This is a genomic window from Pseudomonas sp. Sample_14, from assembly GCF_004307515.1.
Taxonomy (GTDB): domain Bacteria; phylum Pseudomonadota; class Gammaproteobacteria; order Pseudomonadales; family Pseudomonadaceae; genus Aquipseudomonas; species Aquipseudomonas atacamensis.
Genome location: NZ_RCOC01000063.1, coordinates 85,214 through 106,954, shown reverse-complemented (window position 1 = coordinate 106,954; position 21,741 = coordinate 85,214). Strand labels below are relative to the sequence as shown.

At 61.6% G+C, this 21,741-nt stretch carries 19 protein-coding genes; 8 read left to right on the top strand and 11 right to left on the bottom strand.

Features of this window, described 5'->3' with window-relative positions:
- Window positions 1-55: 55 nt before the first annotated feature.
- The 3 genes from choV to D8U61_RS14775 form a co-directional block, all read right to left on the bottom strand.
- On the bottom strand, window positions 56-1,234 hold the full coding sequence (gene choV, locus D8U61_RS14785; protein WP_016772804.1) for a choline ABC transporter ATP-binding protein: 1,179 nt from the start codon (window positions 1,232-1,234) through the stop codon (window positions 56-58).
- Window positions 1,231-2,076 (bottom strand): choline ABC transporter permease subunit, encoded by an 846-nt coding sequence (gene choW, locus D8U61_RS14780; RefSeq protein ID WP_016772805.1) that lies wholly within the window; start codon window positions 2,074-2,076, stop codon window positions 1,231-1,233. The genes choV and choW overlap by 4 nt, the downstream gene beginning before the upstream one ends.
- Window positions 2,077-2,153: 77 nt before the next feature.
- Entirely contained in the window at window positions 2,154-3,101 is a 948-nt protein-coding gene (locus D8U61_RS14775) for a choline ABC transporter substrate-binding protein (RefSeq protein WP_016772806.1), read from the bottom strand.
- 435 nt (window positions 3,102-3,536) lie between these two features.
- On the opposite strand from D8U61_RS14775, the gene D8U61_RS14770 reads away from it, so the two are divergent.
- Together D8U61_RS14770 and D8U61_RS14765 are read left to right on the top strand one after the other, a co-directional pair.
- Window positions 3,537-4,913: an L-serine ammonia-lyase gene (locus D8U61_RS14770; protein ID WP_016772807.1), complete on the top strand. Its 1,377-nt coding sequence runs from the start codon at window positions 3,537-3,539 to the stop codon at window positions 4,911-4,913.
- 593 nt (window positions 4,914-5,506) lie between these two features.
- A complete protein-coding gene (locus D8U61_RS14765; RefSeq protein WP_007949927.1) occupies window positions 5,507-6,610 on the top strand; it encodes a GlxA family transcriptional regulator in 1,104 nt (367 codons plus the stop codon).
- Between the two features lie 73 nt (window positions 6,611-6,683).
- Here the strand turns inward: D8U61_RS14765 and D8U61_RS14760 are convergent, their stop codons facing one another.
- From D8U61_RS14760 to D8U61_RS14730, 6 genes are all read right to left on the bottom strand, one after another.
- Window positions 6,684-6,947, bottom strand: a complete 264-nt coding sequence (locus D8U61_RS14760; RefSeq protein WP_016772808.1) for a hypothetical protein — start codon at window positions 6,945-6,947, stop codon at window positions 6,684-6,686.
- Between the two features lie 371 nt (window positions 6,948-7,318).
- Window positions 7,319-8,482, bottom strand: a complete 1,164-nt coding sequence (locus D8U61_RS14750) for a gamma-butyrobetaine dioxygenase (protein WP_130927180.1) — start codon at window positions 8,480-8,482, stop codon at window positions 7,319-7,321.
- A 24-nt stretch (window positions 8,483-8,506) separates the two neighbouring features.
- Window positions 8,507-8,983 (bottom strand): thioesterase family protein, encoded by a 477-nt coding sequence (locus D8U61_RS14745; protein ID WP_130927179.1) that lies wholly within the window; start codon window positions 8,981-8,983, stop codon window positions 8,507-8,509.
- 223 nt (window positions 8,984-9,206) lie between these two features.
- Window positions 9,207-10,172: an L-carnitine dehydrogenase gene (locus tag D8U61_RS14740; RefSeq protein WP_016772811.1), complete on the bottom strand. Its 966-nt coding sequence runs from the start codon at window positions 10,170-10,172 to the stop codon at window positions 9,207-9,209.
- 213 nt (window positions 10,173-10,385) lie between these two features.
- A complete protein-coding gene (locus D8U61_RS14735; RefSeq protein ID WP_024014602.1) occupies window positions 10,386-11,273 on the bottom strand; it encodes a 3-keto-5-aminohexanoate cleavage protein in 888 nt (295 codons plus the stop codon).
- A 118-nt stretch (window positions 11,274-11,391) separates the two neighbouring features.
- Entirely contained in the window at window positions 11,392-12,336 is a 945-nt protein-coding gene (locus tag D8U61_RS14730) for a choline ABC transporter substrate-binding protein (RefSeq protein WP_024014601.1), read from the bottom strand.
- A 191-nt stretch (window positions 12,337-12,527) separates the two neighbouring features.
- On the opposite strand from D8U61_RS14730, the gene D8U61_RS14725 reads away from it, so the two are divergent.
- Complete coding sequence (locus D8U61_RS14725; RefSeq protein WP_123443797.1) at window positions 12,528-13,472, top strand: GlxA family transcriptional regulator; 945 nt, start codon at window positions 12,528-12,530, stop codon at window positions 13,470-13,472.
- A gap of 143 nt (window positions 13,473-13,615) precedes the next feature.
- Here D8U61_RS14725 and D8U61_RS14715 read toward each other — a convergent pair whose 3' ends face one another.
- Together D8U61_RS14715 and D8U61_RS14710 are read right to left on the bottom strand one after the other, a co-directional pair.
- Window positions 13,616-14,032, bottom strand: a complete 417-nt coding sequence (locus D8U61_RS14715) for a DUF3010 family protein (RefSeq protein WP_016772815.1) — start codon at window positions 14,030-14,032, stop codon at window positions 13,616-13,618.
- Window positions 14,033-14,079: 47 nt separating this feature from the next.
- Window positions 14,080-14,481: a lysozyme inhibitor LprI family protein gene (locus D8U61_RS14710; protein WP_125925563.1), complete on the bottom strand. Its 402-nt coding sequence runs from the start codon at window positions 14,479-14,481 to the stop codon at window positions 14,080-14,082.
- A gap of 231 nt (window positions 14,482-14,712) precedes the next feature.
- Between D8U61_RS14710 and D8U61_RS14705 the strand changes: the two genes are divergently transcribed.
- From D8U61_RS14705 to D8U61_RS14685, 5 genes are all read left to right on the top strand, one after another.
- The gene (locus tag D8U61_RS14705) at window positions 14,713-15,690 is read left to right on the top strand and encodes a dipeptidase (RefSeq protein ID WP_024014597.1); all 978 of its coding nucleotides are present in this window, start codon (window positions 14,713-14,715) and stop codon (window positions 15,688-15,690) included.
- Between the two features lie 105 nt (window positions 15,691-15,795).
- Window positions 15,796-16,326 (top strand): 4-vinyl reductase, encoded by a 531-nt coding sequence (locus D8U61_RS14700; protein WP_039757633.1) that lies wholly within the window; start codon window positions 15,796-15,798, stop codon window positions 16,324-16,326.
- A gap of 15 nt (window positions 16,327-16,341) precedes the next feature.
- Window positions 16,342-18,402, top strand: a complete 2,061-nt coding sequence (dgcA, locus tag D8U61_RS14695; protein ID WP_024014595.1) for a dimethylglycine demethylation protein DgcA — start codon at window positions 16,342-16,344, stop codon at window positions 18,400-18,402.
- A gap of 162 nt (window positions 18,403-18,564) precedes the next feature.
- The gene (gene dgcB / locus D8U61_RS14690) at window positions 18,565-20,514 is read left to right on the top strand and encodes a dimethylglycine demethylation protein DgcB (RefSeq protein ID WP_130927178.1); all 1,950 of its coding nucleotides are present in this window, start codon (window positions 18,565-18,567) and stop codon (window positions 20,512-20,514) included.
- Window positions 20,514-21,734, top strand: coding sequence for an electron transfer flavoprotein subunit alpha/FixB family protein (locus D8U61_RS14685; protein WP_130927177.1), 1,221 nt, complete (start codon window positions 20,514-20,516; stop codon window positions 21,732-21,734). The genes dgcB and D8U61_RS14685 overlap by 1 nt, the downstream gene beginning before the upstream one ends.
- Window positions 21,735-21,741 lie beyond the last annotated feature (7 nt).

Here is a 21,741-nt window from a genome sequence, read left to right as displayed (position 1 = left end):
AGCGTGGGAACGATCACGCCGCGATAATCTCGCGGCGTTTTTGTATCTGCGGGGTTTACCCCAGATTCTTGCCCAACAGCGCGTGATACAACTCGCTGTCGCCGAGAATCCCCACCACATGATTGTTATCGTGCAGCACCAGCTTGTTGCCGGTCTGATAACGAATCTGCAGCGCGTCACGCATGCCGATGTTCGAGTCCACCAGCGTCGGTTTGCGCTCCAGGCCTTCCACTGCTTGCCCCGGTGCCCAGTTCTGCAGATTCAGCACTGAACCGTTCTGCCGCGCGCCTTTGATGGTGTTGCCTTCGGCCAGGTCCAGCCACGAGTCGCCGCCCGGGTCGAGGCACACCGAGCCGTTGATGCGTTTGCACTTGTCCAGCGTGCGCATCAGGCTGCGGCCGCAGAGCACGTTGAGCGGATTGGTGTGGGCGACGAAGGTGCGCACATAGTCGTCCGCCGGGTTGAGGACGATTTCTTCCGGCACGCTGTACTGGATGATCCGGCCGTCTTTCATGATCGCGATGCGGCTGCCGAGTTTGAGTGCTTCATCAAGGTCGTGGCTGACAAACACGATGGTCTTGCTCAGCTTGCGTTGCAGCTCCAGCAGTTCATCCTGCAGACCCTGGCGGATCAGCGGGTCGAGAGCCGAGAACGGTTCGTCCATCAGCAGAATATCGGCGTCCATGGCCAGCGCACGGGCGAGGCCGACGCGCTGTTGCATGCCGCCGGAAAGTTCGTCCGGCTTCTTGTTGCGCCATTGGGTCAGGCCGACCAGTTCGAGTTTCTCGTCGACCAGTTTCTTGCGTTCCTTCTCCGGTCGACCCTGCATTTCCAGACCGAAACTGATGTTCTCGCGCACTGTCAGCCAGGGCATCAGGGCGAACTTCTGGAACACCATGGCAATACGCTTGGTGCGCATCATCTTCAGCTCGGCGGGCGTGCAGGACGCGATGTCGATCTGACGGTTTTCATGCTCGACGAACAGCTTGCCGCGGCTCACCGTGTTGAGGCCGTTGATGCAGCGCAGCAGGCTCGACTTGCCCGAGCCGGACAGGCCCATCAGCACGCAGATCTCGCCTTTGTTGATGTCCAGCGTGGCTTTTTCCACGCCGACGATCTGACCGGTCTTCTTCAGGATCTCGTTGCGGGTCATGCCCTGATCGAGCAGCTTGAGTGCCTCGCGCGGGTCCTTGGAGAAGATTACGTCGACGTCTTCGAAGCGAATTATGCTCATGCGTCACCCCCTACTTTGGCGTCGGGTTGTTTGCAGATACGGTCGAGCATGATCGCCAGCAGTACGATTGCCAGGCCTGCTTCGAAGCCCAGCGCAATATCAGCAGTGTTCAGTGCGTTGACCACCGGTTTGCCGAGTCCGTCGGCGCCGACCAGTGCCGCGATCACCACCATCGACAGCGACAGCATGATGCACTGGGTGATGCCGGCCGCGATGCTCGGCATGGCGTGCGGCAGTTCGATCCTTGAGAGCAATTGGCGACGCGAGCAGCCGAAGGCCTTGCCGGCGTCCATCAGTTCTTGCGGGACATCGCGGATGCCCAGGTAGGTCAGGCGGATCGGCGCCGCGATGGCGAAGACCACCGTGGAGATCAGGCCCGGAACCACACCCAGCCCGAAGAGGGTCAGGGTAGGAATGAGGTAAACGAAGGTCGGTACGGTCTGCATCAGATCGAGCACCGGCCGCATCATGGTGTAGAACATCGGTTTGTGCGCGGCGACGATGCCCAGCGGCACGCCGATCAACACGCAGACCAGGGTGGCGAACAGCACCTGGGCGAGGGTTTCCATGGTTTCCTGCCAGTACCCCAGGTTGAGGATCAGCAGGAACGAGGCGACCACGAACGCGGTCAGGCCCCACTTGCGTTGAATCAGATGGGCAATGATGGCAATCAGGCCAATCAGCACCAACGGGTTGAACCAGGTCAGCGCAAACGTCACGCCGTGGATCATCGTTTCCAGTGTCACGGCGATTGCGTCGAAGGTGTTGGCGCCGTGTTGCGTCAACCATTCGACGAAGCCCGCGATGTACTGGCCTAAAGGTATTTTCTGATCAATCAGCATGGTAGTGAACGTCCGCATGCAAGGAAATTAACAGCCCGGGCAGGCACGCCTGCCCGGCATAAGCGGTGCCTTTCAAATCAAGGCGCGAGCTTGGCTTTCACGGCCTCCAGGCCTGGTTTACCGTCAATGGTGGTCACGCCAGCGAGCCAGGTATCGAGCACCTGTGGATTCTTTTTCAGCCAGGCCTTGGCGGCCGCGTCAGGCTTCATCTTGTCGTCGAGAATGTTGCCCATCAGTTCACTTTCCATGTCGACGGTGAACTCCAGGTTTTTCAACAGCTGACCGACGTTGCTGCATTCTTCGGCGTAACCCTTGCGGGTGTTGGTCGCCACGGTGGCTGCGCCGAAATCGGGGCCGAAGAAGTCGTCGCCGCCGGTCAGGTATTGAATCTTGAAGCGCTTGTTCATCGGGTGCGGTGCCCAGCCGAGGAAGACCACGGCGGTGTCGCGCTTCTGCGCCCGGTCAACTTGCGAGAGCATGCCGGCCTCGGAAGACTCGACGATCTTGAAGCCTGCGGTTTTCAGGCCGAAGGCATCCTTGTCGATCATGCTCTGGATCAGCCGGTTGCCGTCGTTGCCCGGCTCGATGCCGTAGATCTTGCCGTCGAGTTCTTTCTTGAATTTGGCGATGTCGGCGAAATCATGCAGGCCTTTGTCGTACAGGGCTTGCGGCACGGCGAGGGTGTACTTGGCACCCTTGAGGTTGGTGCGCACGGTGTCGACGGTGCCGGCATCGCGATACGGCTTGATGTCGTTCTCCATGGTCGGCATCCAGTTACCGAGAAACACGTCCATGTTCTTGCCGTCGGCCAGCGACTTGTAGGTCACGGGCACGGAGATCATGGTGGTCTTGGTCTTGTAGCCGAGGGCGTTGAGAACAACGGAAGTGGTGGCGGTGGTAGCGGTGATGTCGGTCCAGCCGACATCAGAGAAGTTAACGAGGCTGCACTGTGCCGGTTCTGCGGCTTGCGCCAGTAACGGCAGACTCAGCAGGGCGGCCAACAACAACGACGGGGAACCTTTCATGGATGGACTCCTTGGTGTTTTTTTTGGCAGTGTTCCGACTGTGGACCACCGCACTTATGGGTTGCGGTTGGTGGCGTTCTGACGACAGCTCTACCGCAGCGCCTTGCAATCGAGTCATCCCGATCATGTACCAGTGAAAATCTGACGCCTACAGGGAGGGTCGTATCCAGTACAGGGATGGTCGCTTCCAGTGTCGGTGACGTCGCTTACAGCTTTTTTCCGCCCCCGATGACCTGCTCGACTGCATAAAAACGGCGTATTTGCGGGGCGAAAACGTAACGACGCTGCTGGACATGACTGCGTCGGTGTCAGACGCCGAGCGCGCCGACAAAAGCCCGATGATGCCGGCATTCGGCGGATCGCAGCTTGAGCGTAGCAGCTCCGCCAGCGGGCGCTTTTGCCGCCCGGACCGGTATTCTCAGGAGCTTCGCAGCAATGGCTATCAGCGTTTTCGACCTGTTCAAAATCGGCATCGGCCCTTCCAGTTCCCACACCGTCGGGCCGATGCGCGCCGCCGCATTGTTCGTCGAGTCGCTGCGCGGCAAGCACCAGCTGGAACAGGTGCGGCGCATCGAGGTGCAGTTGTTCGGATCGCTTTCCGCCACCGGCATCGGCCACGGCAGCGACAACGCGGTGATCATGGGCCTGATGGGCGAGTGGCCGGACGCAATCGACCCGGCGCAGATCGGCCCGCGCATTCAGGCGCTGCGTGAAACCCATACGTTGTTATTGGATGGTCGCCTGTCGGTGCCGTTTGTGTGGGCGCGGGACATGCGTCTGATCGATGAAAACCTGCCATTCCATCCCAACGCCATGACGCTGGTGGCCGAAGGCGAGTTCGGTGAGTTGCACCGTGACACCTACTATTCGGTCGGCGGCGGCTTCGTCGTTGATGAGGCGCAAGCGTCCAGTGGTGTGGTCGATCTGGATCGCACCGAATTGCCCTACGACTTCTCCAGCGCGGTCGAGCTGCTGGAACTGTGCAAGAAGCACAACCTGCGGGTTGCCGAACTGATGATGGCCAACGAAAAAGTCTGGCGCAGTGAAGAAGAAATCCGCGCCGGGCTGATGAAACTGTGGCGGGCGATGCAGGATTGCGTCGAGCAAGGCCTCAAGCACGAAGGCATTCTGCCCGGCGGCCTGAACGTGCGGCGGCGTGCGGCGAAGTTGCACCGCAGCCTGCAAGAGCTGAACAAACCGAACGTCATCGGCTCGACCCTGAGCGCGATGGAGTGGGTCAACCTGTTCGCCCTGGCCGTCAATGAAGAGAATGCCGCCGGCGGGCGCATGGTTACCGCGCCGACCAATGGCGCGGCGGGGATCATCCCGGCGGTGCTGCACTACTTCATGAAATTCAGCGAGGCAGTCACCGACGCCAACGTCGTCGACTATTTCCTCGGCGCGGCGGCGGTCGGCATTCTGTGCAAGAAGAACGCTTCGATCTCTGGCGCCGAGGTCGGCTGTCAGGGCGAGGTCGGTTCGGCCTGCGCGATGGCAGCGGCGGGGCTGGCGGAGATTCTTGGCGCCACGCCCGAACAACTTTGCAATGCGGCGGAAATCGGCCTGGAGCACAACCTTGGTCTGACCTGCGACCCGGTCGGCGGGCTGGTGCAAGTGCCGTGCATCGAGCGCAATGCGATCGCCGCCGTGAAAGCCATCAACGCGGCGCAAATGGCCCTGCGCGGCGACGGCCAGCACTTTATCTCGCTGGACCGGGTGATCCGCACCATGCGCGATACCGGCGCCGATATGCATGACAAATATAAAGAGACTTCGCGCGGTGGCTTGGCGGTCAGTGCGGTTGAGTGCTGACCGTGAACCCGTGGCGAGGGGATTTATCCCCGCTGGGCTGCGAAGCAGTCCCAAATCCTGCAATCGAGTTTTGCCTGACACACTTTGGTGAATGGATTTACGACTGCTGCGCAGCCGATCGGGGATAAATCCCCTCGCCACAGGTTGATCTGGCAGAGTGGAGTGCCAGACCAGTCAAAACTGCTCGACAAAAGAACACCCCGATCCAGCCACGCCACCTTTTGGCGCGTCGCAATCAGACAAGCCTCACTGTCAGTCGTGACTCGTCAGTCGTTACCTGACCGTCCGTCGCCCGTGCTTGCGGTGACACTCTGTGCAAATCCTCTGCAGGCCAGTTCCCACAAGTGCTACCGATCTGCTCACAGGCTGCGCGGCAGGGCTCTGGCGGCGCCTGATGGCACTTCGAAATGGCGTGTTCCGAGGTCTCGGATAGACGCGTCGCGAGGTCGTTTTCAGGAGTTATTGAATGGCCGTCCAATTTCAGGCACGGCAATTGCTCTGTCATAACAAAGCCTGCTTTCTCCGTGAGACGCGGGCAATAACAAGAGCCTCCGCCTGAGGCCGCCACCTGCTTTGTGTGAGGAGATACCGCGATGACGTCGTTCAACTCCGGGGCCCAACCCCAGAACCGTGCGCCTCAATCCATCGGCTTTCTGCTGCTGGACAATTTCACGCTGATTTCCCTGGCGTCCGCCGTTGAGCCGCTGCGCATGGCCAACCAGTTGTCCGGTCGCGAGCTGTATCGCTGGAGCACCCTCACCGTCGATGGCGGCCAGGTCTGGGCCAGTGACGGTCTGCAAATCACCCCCGACGCCTCCATGCACAAAGCCCCGCCCCTGGACACGGTGATCGTCTGCGGCGGCATCGGCATTCAACGTACCGTAACCCGTGAACACGTCTCGTGGCTGCAAAGCCAGGCGCGCCAGTCCAAGCGCCTGGGCGCGGTGTGCACCGGCAGTTGGGCGCTGGCCTGCGCCGGTCTGCTCGACGGCTTCGATTGCAGCGTGCACTGGGAATGTCTGGCGGCGATGCAGGAAGCTTTCCCGCGCGTGGCCATGAGCACACGTCTGTTCACCCTCGACCGTAACCGCTTCACCAGCTCCGGCGGCACCGCGCCGCTGGACATGATGCTGCACCTGATCAGTCGCGATCACGGTCGTGAACTGTCGGCAGCGATCTCGGAAATGTTCGTCTACGAGCGCATCCGCAACGAACAGGATCACCAACGTGTGCCGCTCAAGCACATGCTCGGCACCAACCAGCCGAAGTTGCAGGAAATCGTCGCGCTGATGGAAGCCAATCTGGAAGAGCCGATCGATCTGGATGAACTGGCGGTGTATGTCGCGGTGTCGCGTCGACAGCTGGAGCGGTTGTTCCAGAAATACCTGCACTGCTCGCCGTCACGCTATTACCTGAAGCTGCGCCTGATCCGCGCCCGGCAACTGCTCAAGCAGACGCCGATGTCGATCATCGAAGTGGCGTCGGTGTGTGGTTTCGTCTCCACGCCGCACTTCTCCAAGTGCTACCGCGAATACTTCGGCATCCCGCCGCGTGACGAACGCGTGGGCTCCAACACCACCCAGCAGGTAGCGATGCTGCCGCTGCCGCAGGCCATCGTGATGTCGCCGCTCTCGGGGCCGATGTCGGCGCTGAGTCAGGCGCGCAATGAGTCGACGTTTGCCAGCGTAAGGCTGTAGACCGAGTCTGACCGTTCCCACGCAGAGCGTGGGAACGGTCAGGTGGGAGCGAGCCTGCTCGCGAAGGGGTTTCTCAGGCGCTGTGGGACTGCTGGTAATCCGAGAGGGCCGGCAACAATTGCTTGTCGATCGCCTGACGCACCGCCGGCTGAATGCTGGCGCCGCTGGTGTACATGTCCTTGACCATCTTGCGCAGTTCAAATGCGCGAACATTGTCCAGGCCGCGCACCGCACACTCGCAGGCCTGCTCGGCGGTGGTACCGCTCGGCACCTGAATACCCAAGGCCTTGAGCTGGCCCAACAGATCTTCCTGGTCAATCAAATCGGCGTACATCATTACGCAAATCCTTCTGTGGCAACGGAGGTCTTGGCTCGATTCTGGTGGCCCCGACCGGACGCGGCAAGGGCGTTTTGTCGCGGTGGCCGGGACGACTATGAACAGGTCGTTTTCGGCTAACCGACTGGATGGGCGACTAGGCACACTGGCTCCAGCTCGCTTCACGAAGGTTTGGTCACCCTCGCCTGGCAGCTCCTCAACAGTACCCTCCTCAGCTCCGATCCTGTCACGGCTTGATCGGAGTTTTTTTTTCTTGTGAATCAGCCAGGGATTTGTTGTTCCCGCTGACGCTTTCGCGAGCAGGCTCGCTCCCACTTTGCAATGCGTACCTTTGTGGGAGCGAGCCTGCTCGCGAAGAACGATGACGCGGTTCAACGTTGCAACACCAGAATCCGCGACAACAACTCATCCCGGTCGACATAGCAGCCCTGAAAATGCCGCGCCCCGGTCGCTGGGTCAAAGGCATTGCGCGCATGCAGCGTGCGGCGGTTGTCAAAGCACCACAACTCGCCCGGCTTGAGCCGCTGCATCAGCCGAAACCGCGGCTCGCGGGTCATCGCAATAAAGCGCCGATAGGCTCGATACAGCAGCGGCATCTGCGCCACCGACGTATCGAACGCCCCGCGCAGAAAGTTGGCCATGCGAATCTCCGCCACCCGGCCCAGCGCATCCACAGCGATGATCGGCGCCAGGCAGCGATAGTCGCTGTGCCGGTCCTTGTTGCGAAATTCCACAGGGATTTCGCACAGAGCCTCAAACAGCTGCGGCTCCTCCTGACGCAGGGCGTCGGCGATCGCAAAACCATCGACGAAAATGCTCTCGCCACCCTCGGCATCATTGACCAGGCAATGCAGAAATTGCAGCCCCGGTTGCAGCTCGCGAGTCGGCAGATCCGTGTGCAATGGCAGGTTGAAGGCGGTGTAGGCGTTGCTGTCGGCGTCGGCTTTGGATTGCACATTGAACAGCACGCCGAAATTGCTTTCGCGGATGAAGGAAATCCGTTGCGCGATGAGCTTCAGCGAGCCCGGCTCGGTGGGCACGCCGCGCACTTGGGTCAGGCCGATGTCGCGCACGGCGAGCAACCATTGCAGCAGCGCGGCGTTGTCGTTCATCAGCGCGCTGTAGTCGAACACCGGCAACTGCAGATCGCTGTGCCACAAATGGGGCTGCGGTTTGCCGGCCAGGCGTTCGGCGCGGGATTCATCGTCATAGGCATGTGCGCGCAGCCAGCCCGGATCGAAGCGGCTGAGGTGACCGTCCTGCCAGTCGATGCGCAGGCAGCCATCGCTGTCGATGCGCGTGGCCAGCGGTCGCAAATCCTCGGCGGCATCGACGCTCTCGAAAACCTGCTCGCGAGTGACGCTGTAGACACATTGATCACACGGGCAATTGTCGCGCAGCCATAGGTGGTGAAACGGACTGACACGATCGTCAGCCCATTCGATGACAACGCGATCCGCCAGACCCTGCACGCCACCGAGCGCGCTGATCAACGGATAAGTACGAAAATCGGCAACAGCGACGGCGGTATTCATGGCGGCTCCTTGGCAGTGGGGGATTTACCGAGCGGGTGGCAGCGCGATCACGCGGCCGATGTAAGCGGGAGCGGTCAGGTCGGTCTGATCGGCGACGATGGCTTGCAGGCGATGCAACGTATCGGGGCTGAACGGCGCCGAGCGCGGGCCGGCGAGGTCGACTTGCAAAAGCATCTGTTCATTGCCGGCCAGCGCTTGCTCATCGCCGACCTTGTGCAGGCTGTGATAGATGTGCAGGCGCTTGCTGTCGTGGCCGATGATTTGCGTGCGCACTTCGACCTCGGTGTCGAGCTTCACTTCGTGCAGATAATTGAGGTGCAGCTCAAGGGTGAACAGCGAGTGGCCGCTGGCCTCGCGGTTGCTGCTGTCCATGCCGAGGCGGTCCATCAGCGCATCGGTGGCGTAGCTGAAGATCAGCAAGTAAAAGGCGTCGCGCAGGTGGCCGTTGTAGTCGACCCAGTCGGGGATGATGGTGGTTTGGTAGGTGGTGAGGTGGGGCATGGTTTCGGTTTCCGCAGTTGATGGGTGAAGATCAAGAGCAACCCCCTCACCCCAGCCCTCTCCCCCAAGGGGGCGAGGGGGAAAGGGAGCCGATTTTCGAGCCTTTCAAGTCCAGAGTTCGACGCAGTGGTCAAGTCGGCGTAGCTTGCAAAAACACCTCGGTCAGTCCCCTCTCCCTCCGGGAGAGGGTTAGGGTGAGGGCAGCGGTGCCATGTCATACGCATTACTCGCTGAAACTCATTCCATGCTTTTCCTTGGTGGTTTTCACCGCCTCGAGCACCGCCAGCAAACAGTCATCACGATAGCGCTCCAGCGCCGAAATGCTGTGCCGACCGAGCTGATCAGTGGTGCCATCGACCACATCATCGATCAACTTATCGGTCAGCTCCGGTGCCGGCAGATACGTCCACGGCAACTGCAACGCCGGACCGAATTGCGACATGAAGTGGCGCATGCCGGCATCGCCGCCGGCCAGGGTGTAAGTCAGGAAAGTGCCCATGAACGACCAGCGCAGACCGGCGCCAAAGCGAATCGCATCGTCGATCTCGCCGGTCGTCGCCACACCGTCGTTGACCAGGTGCAACGCCTCGCGCCACAGCGCTTCGAGCAGGCGATCGGCGATGAAACCCGGCACTTCCTTGCGCACATGCAGCGGGCGCATGCCGAGGGATTGGTAGACTTGCATCGCCGCTTGCACCGCCTCCGGCGCGGTGTTTCTGCCGCCGACCACTTCCACCAGCGGCAACAGATAAACCGGGTTGAACGGATGCCCGACCACGCAGCGTTCAGGGTGCGTCGAACTCTCATAGAACTCGCTGGGCAAAAGGCCTGAAGTGCTGGAGCCGATCAGCGCATCGGGCTTGGCGGCGGCGCTGATCTTGCTGTGCAGGTCGAGCTTCAGTTCCAGCCGTTCCGGGGCGCTTTCCTGGATGAAATCGGCGTCACGCACACATTCCTCGATGGTTGCGACAAAGCGCAGACGATCCTGCGAAGCACCCGGCGCCAGGCCGTTTTTTTCCAGCGCGCCCCAGGCATTGGCCACGCGTTGGCGCAATGCCGCCTCGGCGCCGGGCGCCGGGTCCCAGGCCACTACATCAAGTCCGTGGGCGAGGGCGCGGGCGACCCAGCCACTGCCGATGACACCACTGCCCAGAGCGGCGAAGGTTTTGATTTCGGTGATAAAGCGCATGACGATTTCCTGGAGAGAGTTCGGTGATCCCTGTGGAAACTCTGTTCTCGTGGCGAGGGGATTTATCCCCGATCGGCTGCGAAGCAGTCGTAAAACCTGTGCTCTCGGTCTATCTGATGCCCCGGGTTGTCAGGTTTTGGGGCGGCTTCGCCACCCATCGGGGATAAATCCCCTCACCACAAAATTTATGTTCACAGGGAAATAAGGTGAGGTTCAGCCGCGCTGGGTCAGGCCCATTTTTTTGCGACCTTCGGCCGGCGTCAGCACGCGGGCACCGAGGCGGCTGAGGATTTCCGTGGCGCGTTCAACCAATTGGCCATTGGTCGCCAGCACGCCTTTGTCCAGCCACAGGTTGTCCTCCAGCCCGACCCGCACGTTGCCGCCCAGCAGCACCGCTTGCGCCGCCATCGGCATCTGCATGCGGCCGATGCCGAAGCCGGCCCACACCGCGTCGGCGGGCAGGTTGTCGACCATGGCTTTCATCGTGGTGGTGTCGGCCGGCGCGCCCCACGGGATGCCCAGGCACAGTTGAAACAGCGGGTTGTCGAGCAAGCCTTCCTTGATCATCTGCTTGGCGAACCACAGATGCCCGGTATCGAAAATCTCCAGCTCGGCCTTCACCCCCAGTTCGGTGATGCGCTTGGCGCCGGCGCGCAGTTGCGCCGGGGTAGAGACGTAAATGGTGTCGCCGTCGCCGAAGTTCAGCGTGCCGCAATCGAGGGTGCAGATTTCCGGCAGCAGTTCTTCAACGTGGGCGAGACGGGTCAGCGGACCGACCAGATCGGTGTTCGGGCCGAACTCCATCGGCTTCTCGCCAGGGCCGATTTCCAGGTCGCCGCCCATCCCGGCGGTGAGGTTGACGATGATGTCGACGTCCGCCTCGCGGATGCGCTCCATCACTTCGCGGTACAGCGCCACGTCACGGCTGAACTTGCCGGTCTGCGGGTCGCGCACATGGCAGTGCACGACGGTGGCACCGGCCTTGGCCGCTTCCACCGCAGCAGCGGCAATCTGTTTCGGGGTGACCGGCACGTGTGGGCTCTTGGCGGTCGTGTCGCCAGCACCGGTGAGTGCGCAGGTGATGATGACGTCGTGGTTCATGGTGCGTTTCCTTCAGGCGTGATGGATCTGTCCGCAGCCCGTGGCGGGGCTGCGAAGCGTCGTTGAATTCCCTCTCCCTTGGGAGAGGGCTAGGGTGAGGGGGCTTTTGATCGCAAGGTTATTTGCTGGTCAGCTGGAGGTTTTCAGCAGCCGGTTTGCCATCGAAAGTCGTCACACCTTCAAGCCAGCGCTGTTTGTCTTCGGGGTGATCCTTGAGCCACTGCTTTGCCGACTCGAAGGCATCCTTGTGATCGAGCAGCGGCTGCATCATCCGGCTCTCGGATTCGGCGGTGAAGGTCAGGTTGGCCAGCAGGCGGCCGATGTTTGGGCATTGCTCAGCGTACTTCGGTGACGTGACCGTCCACACCGTGGCCATGCCTTCGTTCGGGCCGAGGGCGTCTTCGCTACCAGTCAGATAGGTCATTTGGATATTGACGTTCATCGGGTGCGGCGCCCAGCCGAAGAACACTACGGCTTCCTTGCGGCGCACGGCGCGATCGACGGCGGCGAGCATGCCGGCCTCGCTCGATTCGACCAGCTGGAATTTGCCCAGACCAAACTGGTTCTTGGCGATCATCGCTTTGATCTGCGTGTTGGCACCTGAGCCTGGCTCGATGCCGTAGATCTTGCCCCCCAATTCCTTCTCGAATTTGGCGATGTCAGCGAAGGTTTTCAGGCCCTTGTCAGCCAGATAGGTCGGCACGGCGAGGGTGGCGCGGGCGTCTTTCAGGCTCGGTGCTTCGAGCACTTTGACCTGATTGGCCTCGACGAATGGCGTGATGGTCTGGGTCATCAGCGGGTTCCAGTAGCCGAGGAACAAGTCCAGGCGCTGATCGCGAATCCCGGCAAAGATGATCTGCTGCGAGGCGCTGGTCTGTTTGGTGCTGTAGCCGAGGCCGTCGAGCAGGACCTGGGTCATGGCACTGGTGGCGATCACGTCAGTCCAGTTGACCACGCCCATGCGTACGTTCTTGCAGGAGGCCGGTTCGGCCGCCATCACGCCGGTGCTGAAGAAAGCGGTACCGCTGAGTGCAAGAACGCAGCTGCTGATCAGTCGTTTCATGTCGGGTTCCTCGGCAGTTCGATTATTGTGGTTCCCGGCATCTGCGCGCCGGTGAGGCCAAGTTACGCAGCTATGCACCCGTGAAAGCGCACTGCGGCGACTGGCATTTGCACTGTAGCGACCTGCACGCTTGAACGCCGCCGATAATCGGCGTATCAACGAGCCACGCGACCCGCCAACCGAGTGCGCCCATGCCCCAGGATTTCTACTTTTTGCTGATGCCGGGGTTCTCCGCCATCGGCTTTATTTCCGCGATCGAACCGTTGCGCGTGGCCAACCGCTTTCGCGGCGAGTTGTACCGCTGGCATGTGCTCAGCGCCGATGGCGGCGCGGTACTGGCGAGCAACGGCATGTCGGTCAACGCCGATGCGGCACTGGAGCCGCTGAAGAAAGGCGCGACCTTGCTGGTGGTGGCCGGCTTCGAACCGCTGAAGTTCATCACGCCGACGCTGGAGCACTGGTTGCGCAGGCTGGACAAGGACGGCGTAACCCTCGGCGCCATCGACACCGGCAGCTTCGTCCTCGCCGAAGCGGGCCTGCTCGATGGCCATCGCCTGACCCTGCACTGGGAGGCGATCGATGCGTTCAAGGAGTCTTATCCACAGCTCAGCGTGACCCAGGAACTGTTTGAGATCGACCGGCGGCGGATCACCTCGGCGGGAGGTACGGCCTCGATTGATCTGATGCTCGACCTGATCGCCCAGGCCCACGGCGCGCAACTGGCGATTCAGGTCAGCGAGCAGTTTGTGCTCGGGCGCATCCGCCCGCGCAAGGATCACCAGCGCATGGAAGTCGCCACGCGTTACGGGATCAACAACAAGAAACTGGTGCAGGTGATCGGCGAAATGGAACAGCACAGCGAACCGCCGCTGACCACGCTACAACTGGCCGAGTCGATCAAGGTGACCCGGCGGCAACTGGAGCGTTTGTTCCGGCTGCACCTGAACGATACGCCGAGCAACTTCTATTTGCGGTTAAGGCTTGAGAAGGCCCGGCAACTGCTGCGCCAGACCGACATGAGCGTGCTCGAAGTGAGCATTGCCTGCGGTTTTGAATCACCGTCGTATTTCACCCGCAGCTATCGCGCACGTTTCGCCCGCTGCCCGCGCGAAGACCGGCGTACCGCGCAGGCGTGAATGGTTTCAGCGACACCCTAGAACCCTGTGAGAGCGGGCTTGCCCGCGATGAGGCCAGCACATCCAATATTGTTATTGCCGGACACACCGCCATCGCGGGCAAGCCCGCTCCCACAGGTTCGAAGGTGATTTCGGGAATCGGGTTATTTCTTCACCAACGCCGAACACGCCGCCTTGTAAGCCTCATGCTGATATTTGTTCAACGTCCCCGGCAGCTCGAAATTGTGCTTCTTGGCCTGGGCATTGATCGTCTGCGGCGACAGCAGCGTCACCTCACAACCATCAAGCAGTTGAAACACGCCCTCGATCTTGAACGTCGTCGGCCCACCGGCAAACTCGCCCTTTTTGCTGCGCTTTTTGATCGCGATCCGGTCCACCGAGTTTTCCCGCACAAACGACGCCACCTGCGCCGCAAACCGCCGCACGTTCGCCGCCTCGTCATCGTCATCCAGAGCAATCTTCTTCGTGGCGAGAGGGACGTGGCTCAACGTCGAACCGTCGAGCGCCGCCACGGCGATGATCGCTTCGCTGCCTTTGATTTCAATGCCGCAGATGTTCATGGGAATCCTTAGACTGGCTTAAGAGGTTCAGCTTACAGCTCAAACACTCACTCCTGCCCGATCGACTCCAAAAACTCCGACCGCTCATCACTCATCCGCGCCACGCAATCATTCTGCGCAATGGTGAACGCCTTGCTCCCCGCCGTTGCCGGGAACGCTTCCACCGCGCAATCCGCATCCCGCGTCTTCAACCATTGTTGCTGGGCGGTTTTCAGTTTGGCGGTGATGTCGGCCAGTTGCGTCGGGTTCTTGCCGTAGGCGGTCTGCATGCGTTCGCTGAGGCTGGCGTAGTTGTCTTTGAGCAGGTCTTCGGCGGTGCTGCGGCTGTAGGCGGAGCATTCCAGGGTCTGGATGTCGTTTTCCACCGCGTCGCACGGGTTGTTCTCGGATTCTTCGGCGGCGTGGGCGCCGGTCGCAATCAGTGCCAGGGCGAGGAAGATCGATTTCATTGGGGTCGCTCTAATCCGTTGGTAGGTGCAGGCTGCGGCAGATTCTGGCGCAAGCGCGCGGGCTTGAACAGCCAGCCGAGGAGGGCGGCTGACGACCCTTTGTCGCGGATTGACGCTTTCGGCAATTCCCCTGTCGTTTTTGCACCCGGTCGCCCCGGCACCGAGGCATATGCTGGCCCCAAAGCGCCGGCAGACGATTCGGCGCATGAATCGCCAATAAGGGGACGCCTGATGAGCCCAGCCGAATTACACGCCGACAGCATCGTTATCGACGGTCTGATCATTGCCAAATGGAACCGCGAGCTGTTCGAAGACATGCGCAAGGGCGGTCTGACGGCGGCCAACTGCACTGTGTCGGTGTGGGAAGGCTTTCAGGCGACCGTGAACAACATTGCTGCCAGCCAGAAACTGATCCGTGAGAACAGCGATCTGGTGATGCCGGTGCGCACCACCGCCGACATCCGTCGGGCCAAGGAGCAGGGCAAGACCGGTATCCTCTTCGGCTTCCAGAATGCCCACGCTTTCGAAGACCAGATCGGCTATGTCGAGGTGTTCAAGCAGCTCGGCGTTGGCATCGTGCAGATGTGCTACAACACCCAGAATCTGGTCGGCACCGGGTGCTACGAGCGTGATGGCGGCCTGTCAGGTTTCGGTCGCGAGATCGTTGCCGAGATGAACCGCGTCGGCGTCATGTGCGACCTGTCCCACGTCGGTTCCAAGACCTCCGAAGAAGTCATTCTCGAATCGAAAAAACCGGTCTGCTACTCGCACTGCCTGCCATCGGGTCTCAAAGAGCATCCGCGCAACAAATCCGATGCAGAGCTGAAGTTCATTGCCGACCACGGCGGTTTTGTCGGCGTGACCATGTTCGCGCCGTTCCTCGCCAAGGGCATCGATTCGACCATCGACGATTACGCCGAAGCTATCGAATACACCATGAACATCGTTGGCGAAGACGCCATCGGTATCGGCACCGATTTCACTCAGGGTCACGGCCAGGACTTCTTCGAATACCTGACCCACGACAAGGGCTACGCCCGCCGCCTGACCAGCTTCGGCAAGATCATCAACCCGCTGGGCATCCGCACCGTCGGCGAATTCCCCAACCTCACTGAAACCCTGCTCAAGCGCGGCCATTCCGAGCGCGTGGTGCGCAAGATCATGGGCGAGAACTGGGTAAGCGTTCTTAAGAACGTCTGGGGCGAATAACGCTTTCTCAAGACCGCCGCCGATCTGCCCCCTCTCCTGCGGGAGAGGGCTGGGGTGAGGGCCGCGGCCAACACTGAACCATCATTTTTCTGGAGTTAAGTTTCCATGGCCAAGATCGCCCCGCAATTGCCAATCGAAGTCGACAGCGAGACCGGTGTCTGGACCTCCGACGCCCTGCCAATGCTCTATGTGCCGCGTCACTTTTTCGTCAACAACCACATGGGCATCGAGGAAGTGCTCGGCGCTGAAGCCTATGCCGAGATCCTCTACAAGGCCGGCTACAAATCCGCCTGGCACTGGTGTGAAAAGGAAGCCGAATGCCACGGTCTGGAAGGCGTCGCGGTGTTCGAGCACTACATGAAGCGCCTGTCGCAGCGCGGCTGGGGCCTGTTCAAGATTCAGGACATCGACCTCGACAAGGGCACCGCCAGCGTCAAGCTCGAGCACTCGGCATTCGTCTATGTCTACGGCAAGGTCGGGCGCAAGGTTGATTACATGTTCACCGGCTGGTTCGCCGGCGCCATGGACCAGATTCTCGAAGCCCGTGGCAGCAAGATCCGTACTGTCGCCGAACAAGTCTACGGAGGCTCCGAAGAGGGCCACGATGACGGCTTGTTCATCGTCAAGCCGTTGTAAGCCGAGGACCGTGCCATGGCTTTCGAAGCAATGTTCCAGCCGATCCAGATCGGCAAACTGACCATCCGCAACCGCGTGCTCAGCACCGCGCACGCCGAGGTCTACGCGACTGACGGTGGCATGACCACCGACCGCTACGTCAAATACTACGAAGAGAAAGCCAAGGGCGGTATCGGCCTGGCCATCTGCGGCGGTTCGTCCGTCGTGGCGATCGACAGCCCGCAGGAATGGTGGAGTTCGGTCAATCTGTCCACCGACCGGATCATTCCGCACTTCCAGAATCTGGCCGACGCCATGCACAAGCATGGCGCCAAGATCATGATCCAGATTACCCACATGGGCCGTCGCTCGCGCTGGGACGGTTTCAACTGGCCGACCTTGATGTCGCCGTCGGGCATCCGTGAACCGGTGCACCGCGCCACTTGCAAAACCATCGAGCCGGAAGAGATCTGGCGAGTGATCGGCAACTACGCCCAGGCTGCGCGCCGGGCCAAGGCTGGTGGCCTCGATGGCGTCGAACTGTCGGCCGTGCACCAGCACATGATCGACCAGTTCTGGAGCCCGCGCGTCAACAAGCGTACCGATGAATGGGGCGGCACCTTCGAAGGGCGGATGAAGTTCGGCCTGGAAGTCTTGAAAGCCGTGCGCGCCGAGGTCGGTGACGACTTCTGCGTGGGCATGCGTCTGTGCGGTGACGAGTTCCACCCGGACGGCTTGTCCCACGAGGACATGAAGCAGATCGCCAAGTATTACGACGACACCGGCATGCTCGATTTCATCGGCGTGGTCGGCTCGGGTTGCGATACCCACAACACCCTGGCCAACGTTATTCCGAACATGAGTTATCCACCGGAGCCGTTCCTGCACCTGGCTGCCGGGATCAAGGAAGTGGTCAAGGTGCCGGTGCTGCACGCGCAGAACATCAAGGACCCGAACCAGGCCACGCGCATCCTTGAGGGCGGTTACGTCGACATGGTCGGCATGACCCGCGCGCACATCGCCGACCCGCACCTGATCGCCAAGATCAAGATGGGCCAGATCGACCAGATCAAGCAGTGCGTCGGCGCCAACTATTGCATCGACCGTCAGTATCAGGGCCTGGACGTGCTGTGCATCCAGAACGCCGCGACCTCCCGTGAATACATGGGCGTGCCGCACATCATCGAGAAATCCACCGGGCCGAAACGCAAGGTGGTGATCGTTGGTGCCGGCCCGGCCGGGATGGAAGCCGCACGCGTGGCTGCCGAGCGTGGCCACGACGTCACGCTGTTCGAGAAAAAAGACTTCATCGGCGGGCAGATCACCACCGCATCGAAAGCACCGCAGCGTGACCAGATCGCCGGCATCACCCGCTGGTTCCAGCTGGAACTGGCGCGGCTGAAAGTCGATCTGCGCCTGGGCACGGCGGCGGATGCCGACACCATCATGGACCTGCGTCCGGATGTCGTGGTGCTGGCGGTCGGCGGTCATCCGTACCTTGAGCAGAACGAACACTGGGGCGCGGCCGAAGGGCTGGTGGTCAGCAGCTGGGACGTGCTCGACGGCAAGGTTGCGCCGGGCAAGAACGTGCTGGTCTACGACACCATTTGCGAGTTCACCGGCATGTCGGTCGCCGACTTCCTCGCCGACAAGGGCAGCCAGGTCGAGATCGTCACCGACGACATCAAACCGGGCGTGGCCATCGGCGGCACGTCGTTCCCGACCTACTACCGCAGCATGTACCCGAAAGAAGTGATCATGACCGGCGACATGATGCTGGAGAAGGTCTACCGCGAAGGCGACAAGCTGATCGCGGTGCTGGAGAACGAATACACCGGCGCGAAAGAGGAACGGGTGGTCGATCAGGTGGTCGTCGAAAACGGCGTGCGCCCGGACGAGGAAATCTACTACGCGCTCAAGGACGGCTCGCGCAACAAGGGCCAGATCGACGTCGAAGCGCTGTTCGCGATCCAGCCGCAACCTTCGCTGAGCGAAGCGGGCGACGGCTACTTGCTGTTCCGCATCGGCGACTGCGTGGCGCAGCGTAATACCCATGCCGCGATCTATGACGCACTCAGACTGTGTAAAGACTTTTAAGGCTGGCTAACCGATCGTTCCCACGCTCTGCGTGGGAATGCCTCACTGGACGCTCTGCGTCCGCTTTGGGACGCGGAGCGTCCCGGGCTGCATTCCCACGCAGAGCGTGGGAACGATCATCGAACGCCGTGTTTCTCCAGGCTGTCTGGTGGGAGCTTCACCATGTTGAACACCCTTCTTCCAATCCTGTTGTTCGCAGCCCTGGGCCTTGCGGTCCTCGGCGCGTTGCGGCGGATGAACATGTGGCGTCGGGGCCGAGCCTCGAAGGTCGATCTGCTCGGCGGTCTGCTGGCCATGCCCAAGCGCTACATGGTCGACCTGCACCACGTCGTCGCGCGGGACAAATACATTGCCAACACCCACGTCGCCACGGCGGGCGGTGCGGTGGCGTCGATTGTGCTGGCCATTCTGGTGCACGGTTTCGGCCTGCATAACCGCATCCTTGGCTACGCCTTGCTGCTGATGTCGGCGGTGATGTTCGTCGGCGCGATCTTCATGTACCTGCGCCGGATCAATCCGCCTGCACGTCTGTCGAAAGGCCCGTGGATGCGCCTGCCGAAAAGCCTGCTGGCCTTCTCCGCGTCGTTTTTCCTGGTGACCCTTCCGGTCGCCGGGATCCTGCCGGAAAACTTCGGCGGCTGGCTGCTCGCCGCCATCCTCGGTGTTGGCGTGCTGTGGGGCGTGGCGGAGCTGTTCTTCGGCATGACCTGGGGCGGGCCGATGAAGCACGCCTTTGCCGGTGCGCTGCACCTGGCCTGGCACCGTCGCCCGGAACGCTTCGGCGGCGGGCGCTCGACCGGTTTGAAACCGCTGGACCTGAACAATCCCGATGCGCCGCTGGGCGTGGAAAAACCCAAGGATTTCACCTGGAACCAGTTGCTCGGTTTCGACGCCTGCGTGCAGTGCGGCAAGTGCGAAGCGGCTTGCCCGGCCTTCGCCGCCGGCCAGCCGCTGAACCCGAAAAAACTGATTCAGGACATGGTCGTTGGCCTCGCCGGCGGCACCGACGCGAAGTTCGCCGGCAGCCCGTATCCAGGCAAACCGATCGGCGAGCATGGCGGCAGTCCGCATCAACCGATCGTCAACGGTCTGGTCGACGCCGAAACCCTGTGGTCTTGCACCACCTGCCGTGCCTGCGTCGAGGAGTGCCCGATGATGATCGAGCACGTCGATGCGATCGTCGACATGCGCCGGCATCTGACCCTGGAAAAAGGTGCGACGCCGAACAAGGGTGCCGAAGTCCTCGAAAACCTGATCGCCACCGATAACCCCGGCGGTTTCGCCCCGGGCGGGCGGATGAACTGGGCGGCGGATCTGAACCTCAATCTGCTCAGTGAGAAGAAATCCACCGACGTGCTGTTCTGGGTCGGCGACGGCGCCTTCGACATGCGCAACCAGCGCACCCTGCGCGCGTTCGTCAAAGTGCTGAAAGCGGCAAACATCGACTTCGCCGTGCTCGGCCTCGAAGAGCGCGACAGTGGTGATGTGGCGCGGCGTCTCGGCGACGAGGCTACGTTCCAGTTGCTGGCCAAGCGCAACATCCAGACGTTGGCCAAATACAGCTTCAACCGCATCGTCACCTGCGATCCGCACAGTTTCCATGTGCTGAAAAACGAGTACGGCGCCTTCGATGGCAACTACCTGGTGCAGCACCACAGCAGCTACATGGCCGAGATCATTCAGGCCGGCGCGCTCAACCTCGGCCAGCACAAAGGCAACAGCGTGACCTATCACGATCCGTGCTACCTGGGCCGCTACAACGGCGAGTACGAAGCGCCGCGCGAAGTGCTGCGTGCCCTCGGCATCGAAGTCAAAGAGATGCAACGTTCCGGCTTCCGCTCGCGCTGCTGCGGCGGTGGCGGCGGCGCGCCGATCACTGACATTCCGGGCAAGCAGCGCATCCCCGACATGCGCATGGAAGACATCCGCGAAACCGGCGCCGAACTGGTGGCGGTGGGTTGTCCACAGTGCACGGCGATGCTCGAAGGCGTGGTCGAACCGCGTCCGCTGATCAAGGACATCGCCGAACTGGTCGCCGACGCGTTGCTCGAGGACGCCGCGCCAAGCAAGCCTGCCACGCCGGCCAAACGTGAACCTGCGGAGGTGCACTGATGAGCGACATTATCCGCCGCGACCCGCGCGCCGAATGGATTGCCCGTAACCGTTTGCACCCACTGCACGCGGCGATGCAACCGGCGCAGCACAGCTGGATGGGGCCCAATGGCGTCATCCGCAAGAATCTGCACGGCATGGGTTTTATCGGCCCCAACGGCATCAAACGGATCGACCGCAGCGGTGCGCAGCAGGGTGGGGCGGTCAAACGCTCGGCTGCTGTTGAAGTGCAGTTGCCGCTGCATCAGGTACCGGCCCCGGCGTTCTACATCAGTGTGGTGCCGGATATGGTCGGTGGTCGCCTGAGCAGCCACGACCGCGATCTGCTCGGCCTCGCTCACCAACTGGCCGGCAGCGATGGTGCGGTGCTTGCTGTGGTGTTCGGCGAGCACAAGGAAAGCGCTTTCGAAACTGCTGGCGTCGATCGCCTGCTGGTGCTGGCAGGCGAGGAATTCAGCGGTTATGCACCGGAACAACGGGTGCAGGGCTTGCGCGCTGTGGATAACCAATTCAACCCGCGTCACTGGTTGCTGCCGGACAGCCGCAGCGGTGGCGGCGAACTCGGCCGGCGCTTTGCTGCAGCGTTGGGTGAGCGCCCGGCCACGCGGGTCTGGCAGGTCAAGGATCAGGAGTGCATCGGCCGCGCCGGGGCCGGATTGCAAGACCTGGCGCGTCCAGTGGCGCGGTTGATTCTCGCCGCTGCCGAATGCGCAGAACCGGTCAGCGAAACTCGTCACGAAGCGTTGCCAGTGGAGTTATCCACAAGCGTTGCGCGCAGCTTGTCGCGCATCGAAGATCTCGGCGCAGTGGCGGTAGATCCGGCGGCGATTCCGATGGCCGAAGCCGAGTTCATCTTCTCCGGCGGTAACGGCGTCAAGGACTGGCAGTTGTTCCACGAAACCGCCGCAGCCCTCGGCGCCACCGAAGGCGCTTCGCGGGTTGCGGTGGACGATGGCTTCATGGCCCGGGATCGCCAGGTCGGCGCGTCCGGCACCTGGGTCACTGCGCGGGTCTATGTGGCTGTGGGTATCTCTGGCGCGATCCAGCACCTGCAAGGCATTGGCGCCTGCGACAAGGTGGTGGCGATCAACCTCGATCCGGGTTGCGACATGATCAAGCGTGCCGACCTCTCGGTGATCGGCGAAAGCGCAGAGATTCTGCAAGCGTTGATCGAAGCGGTCGCGGCTTACCGCAACGAAGCCAAGCGCGATGCGGCTTAAGGAAACC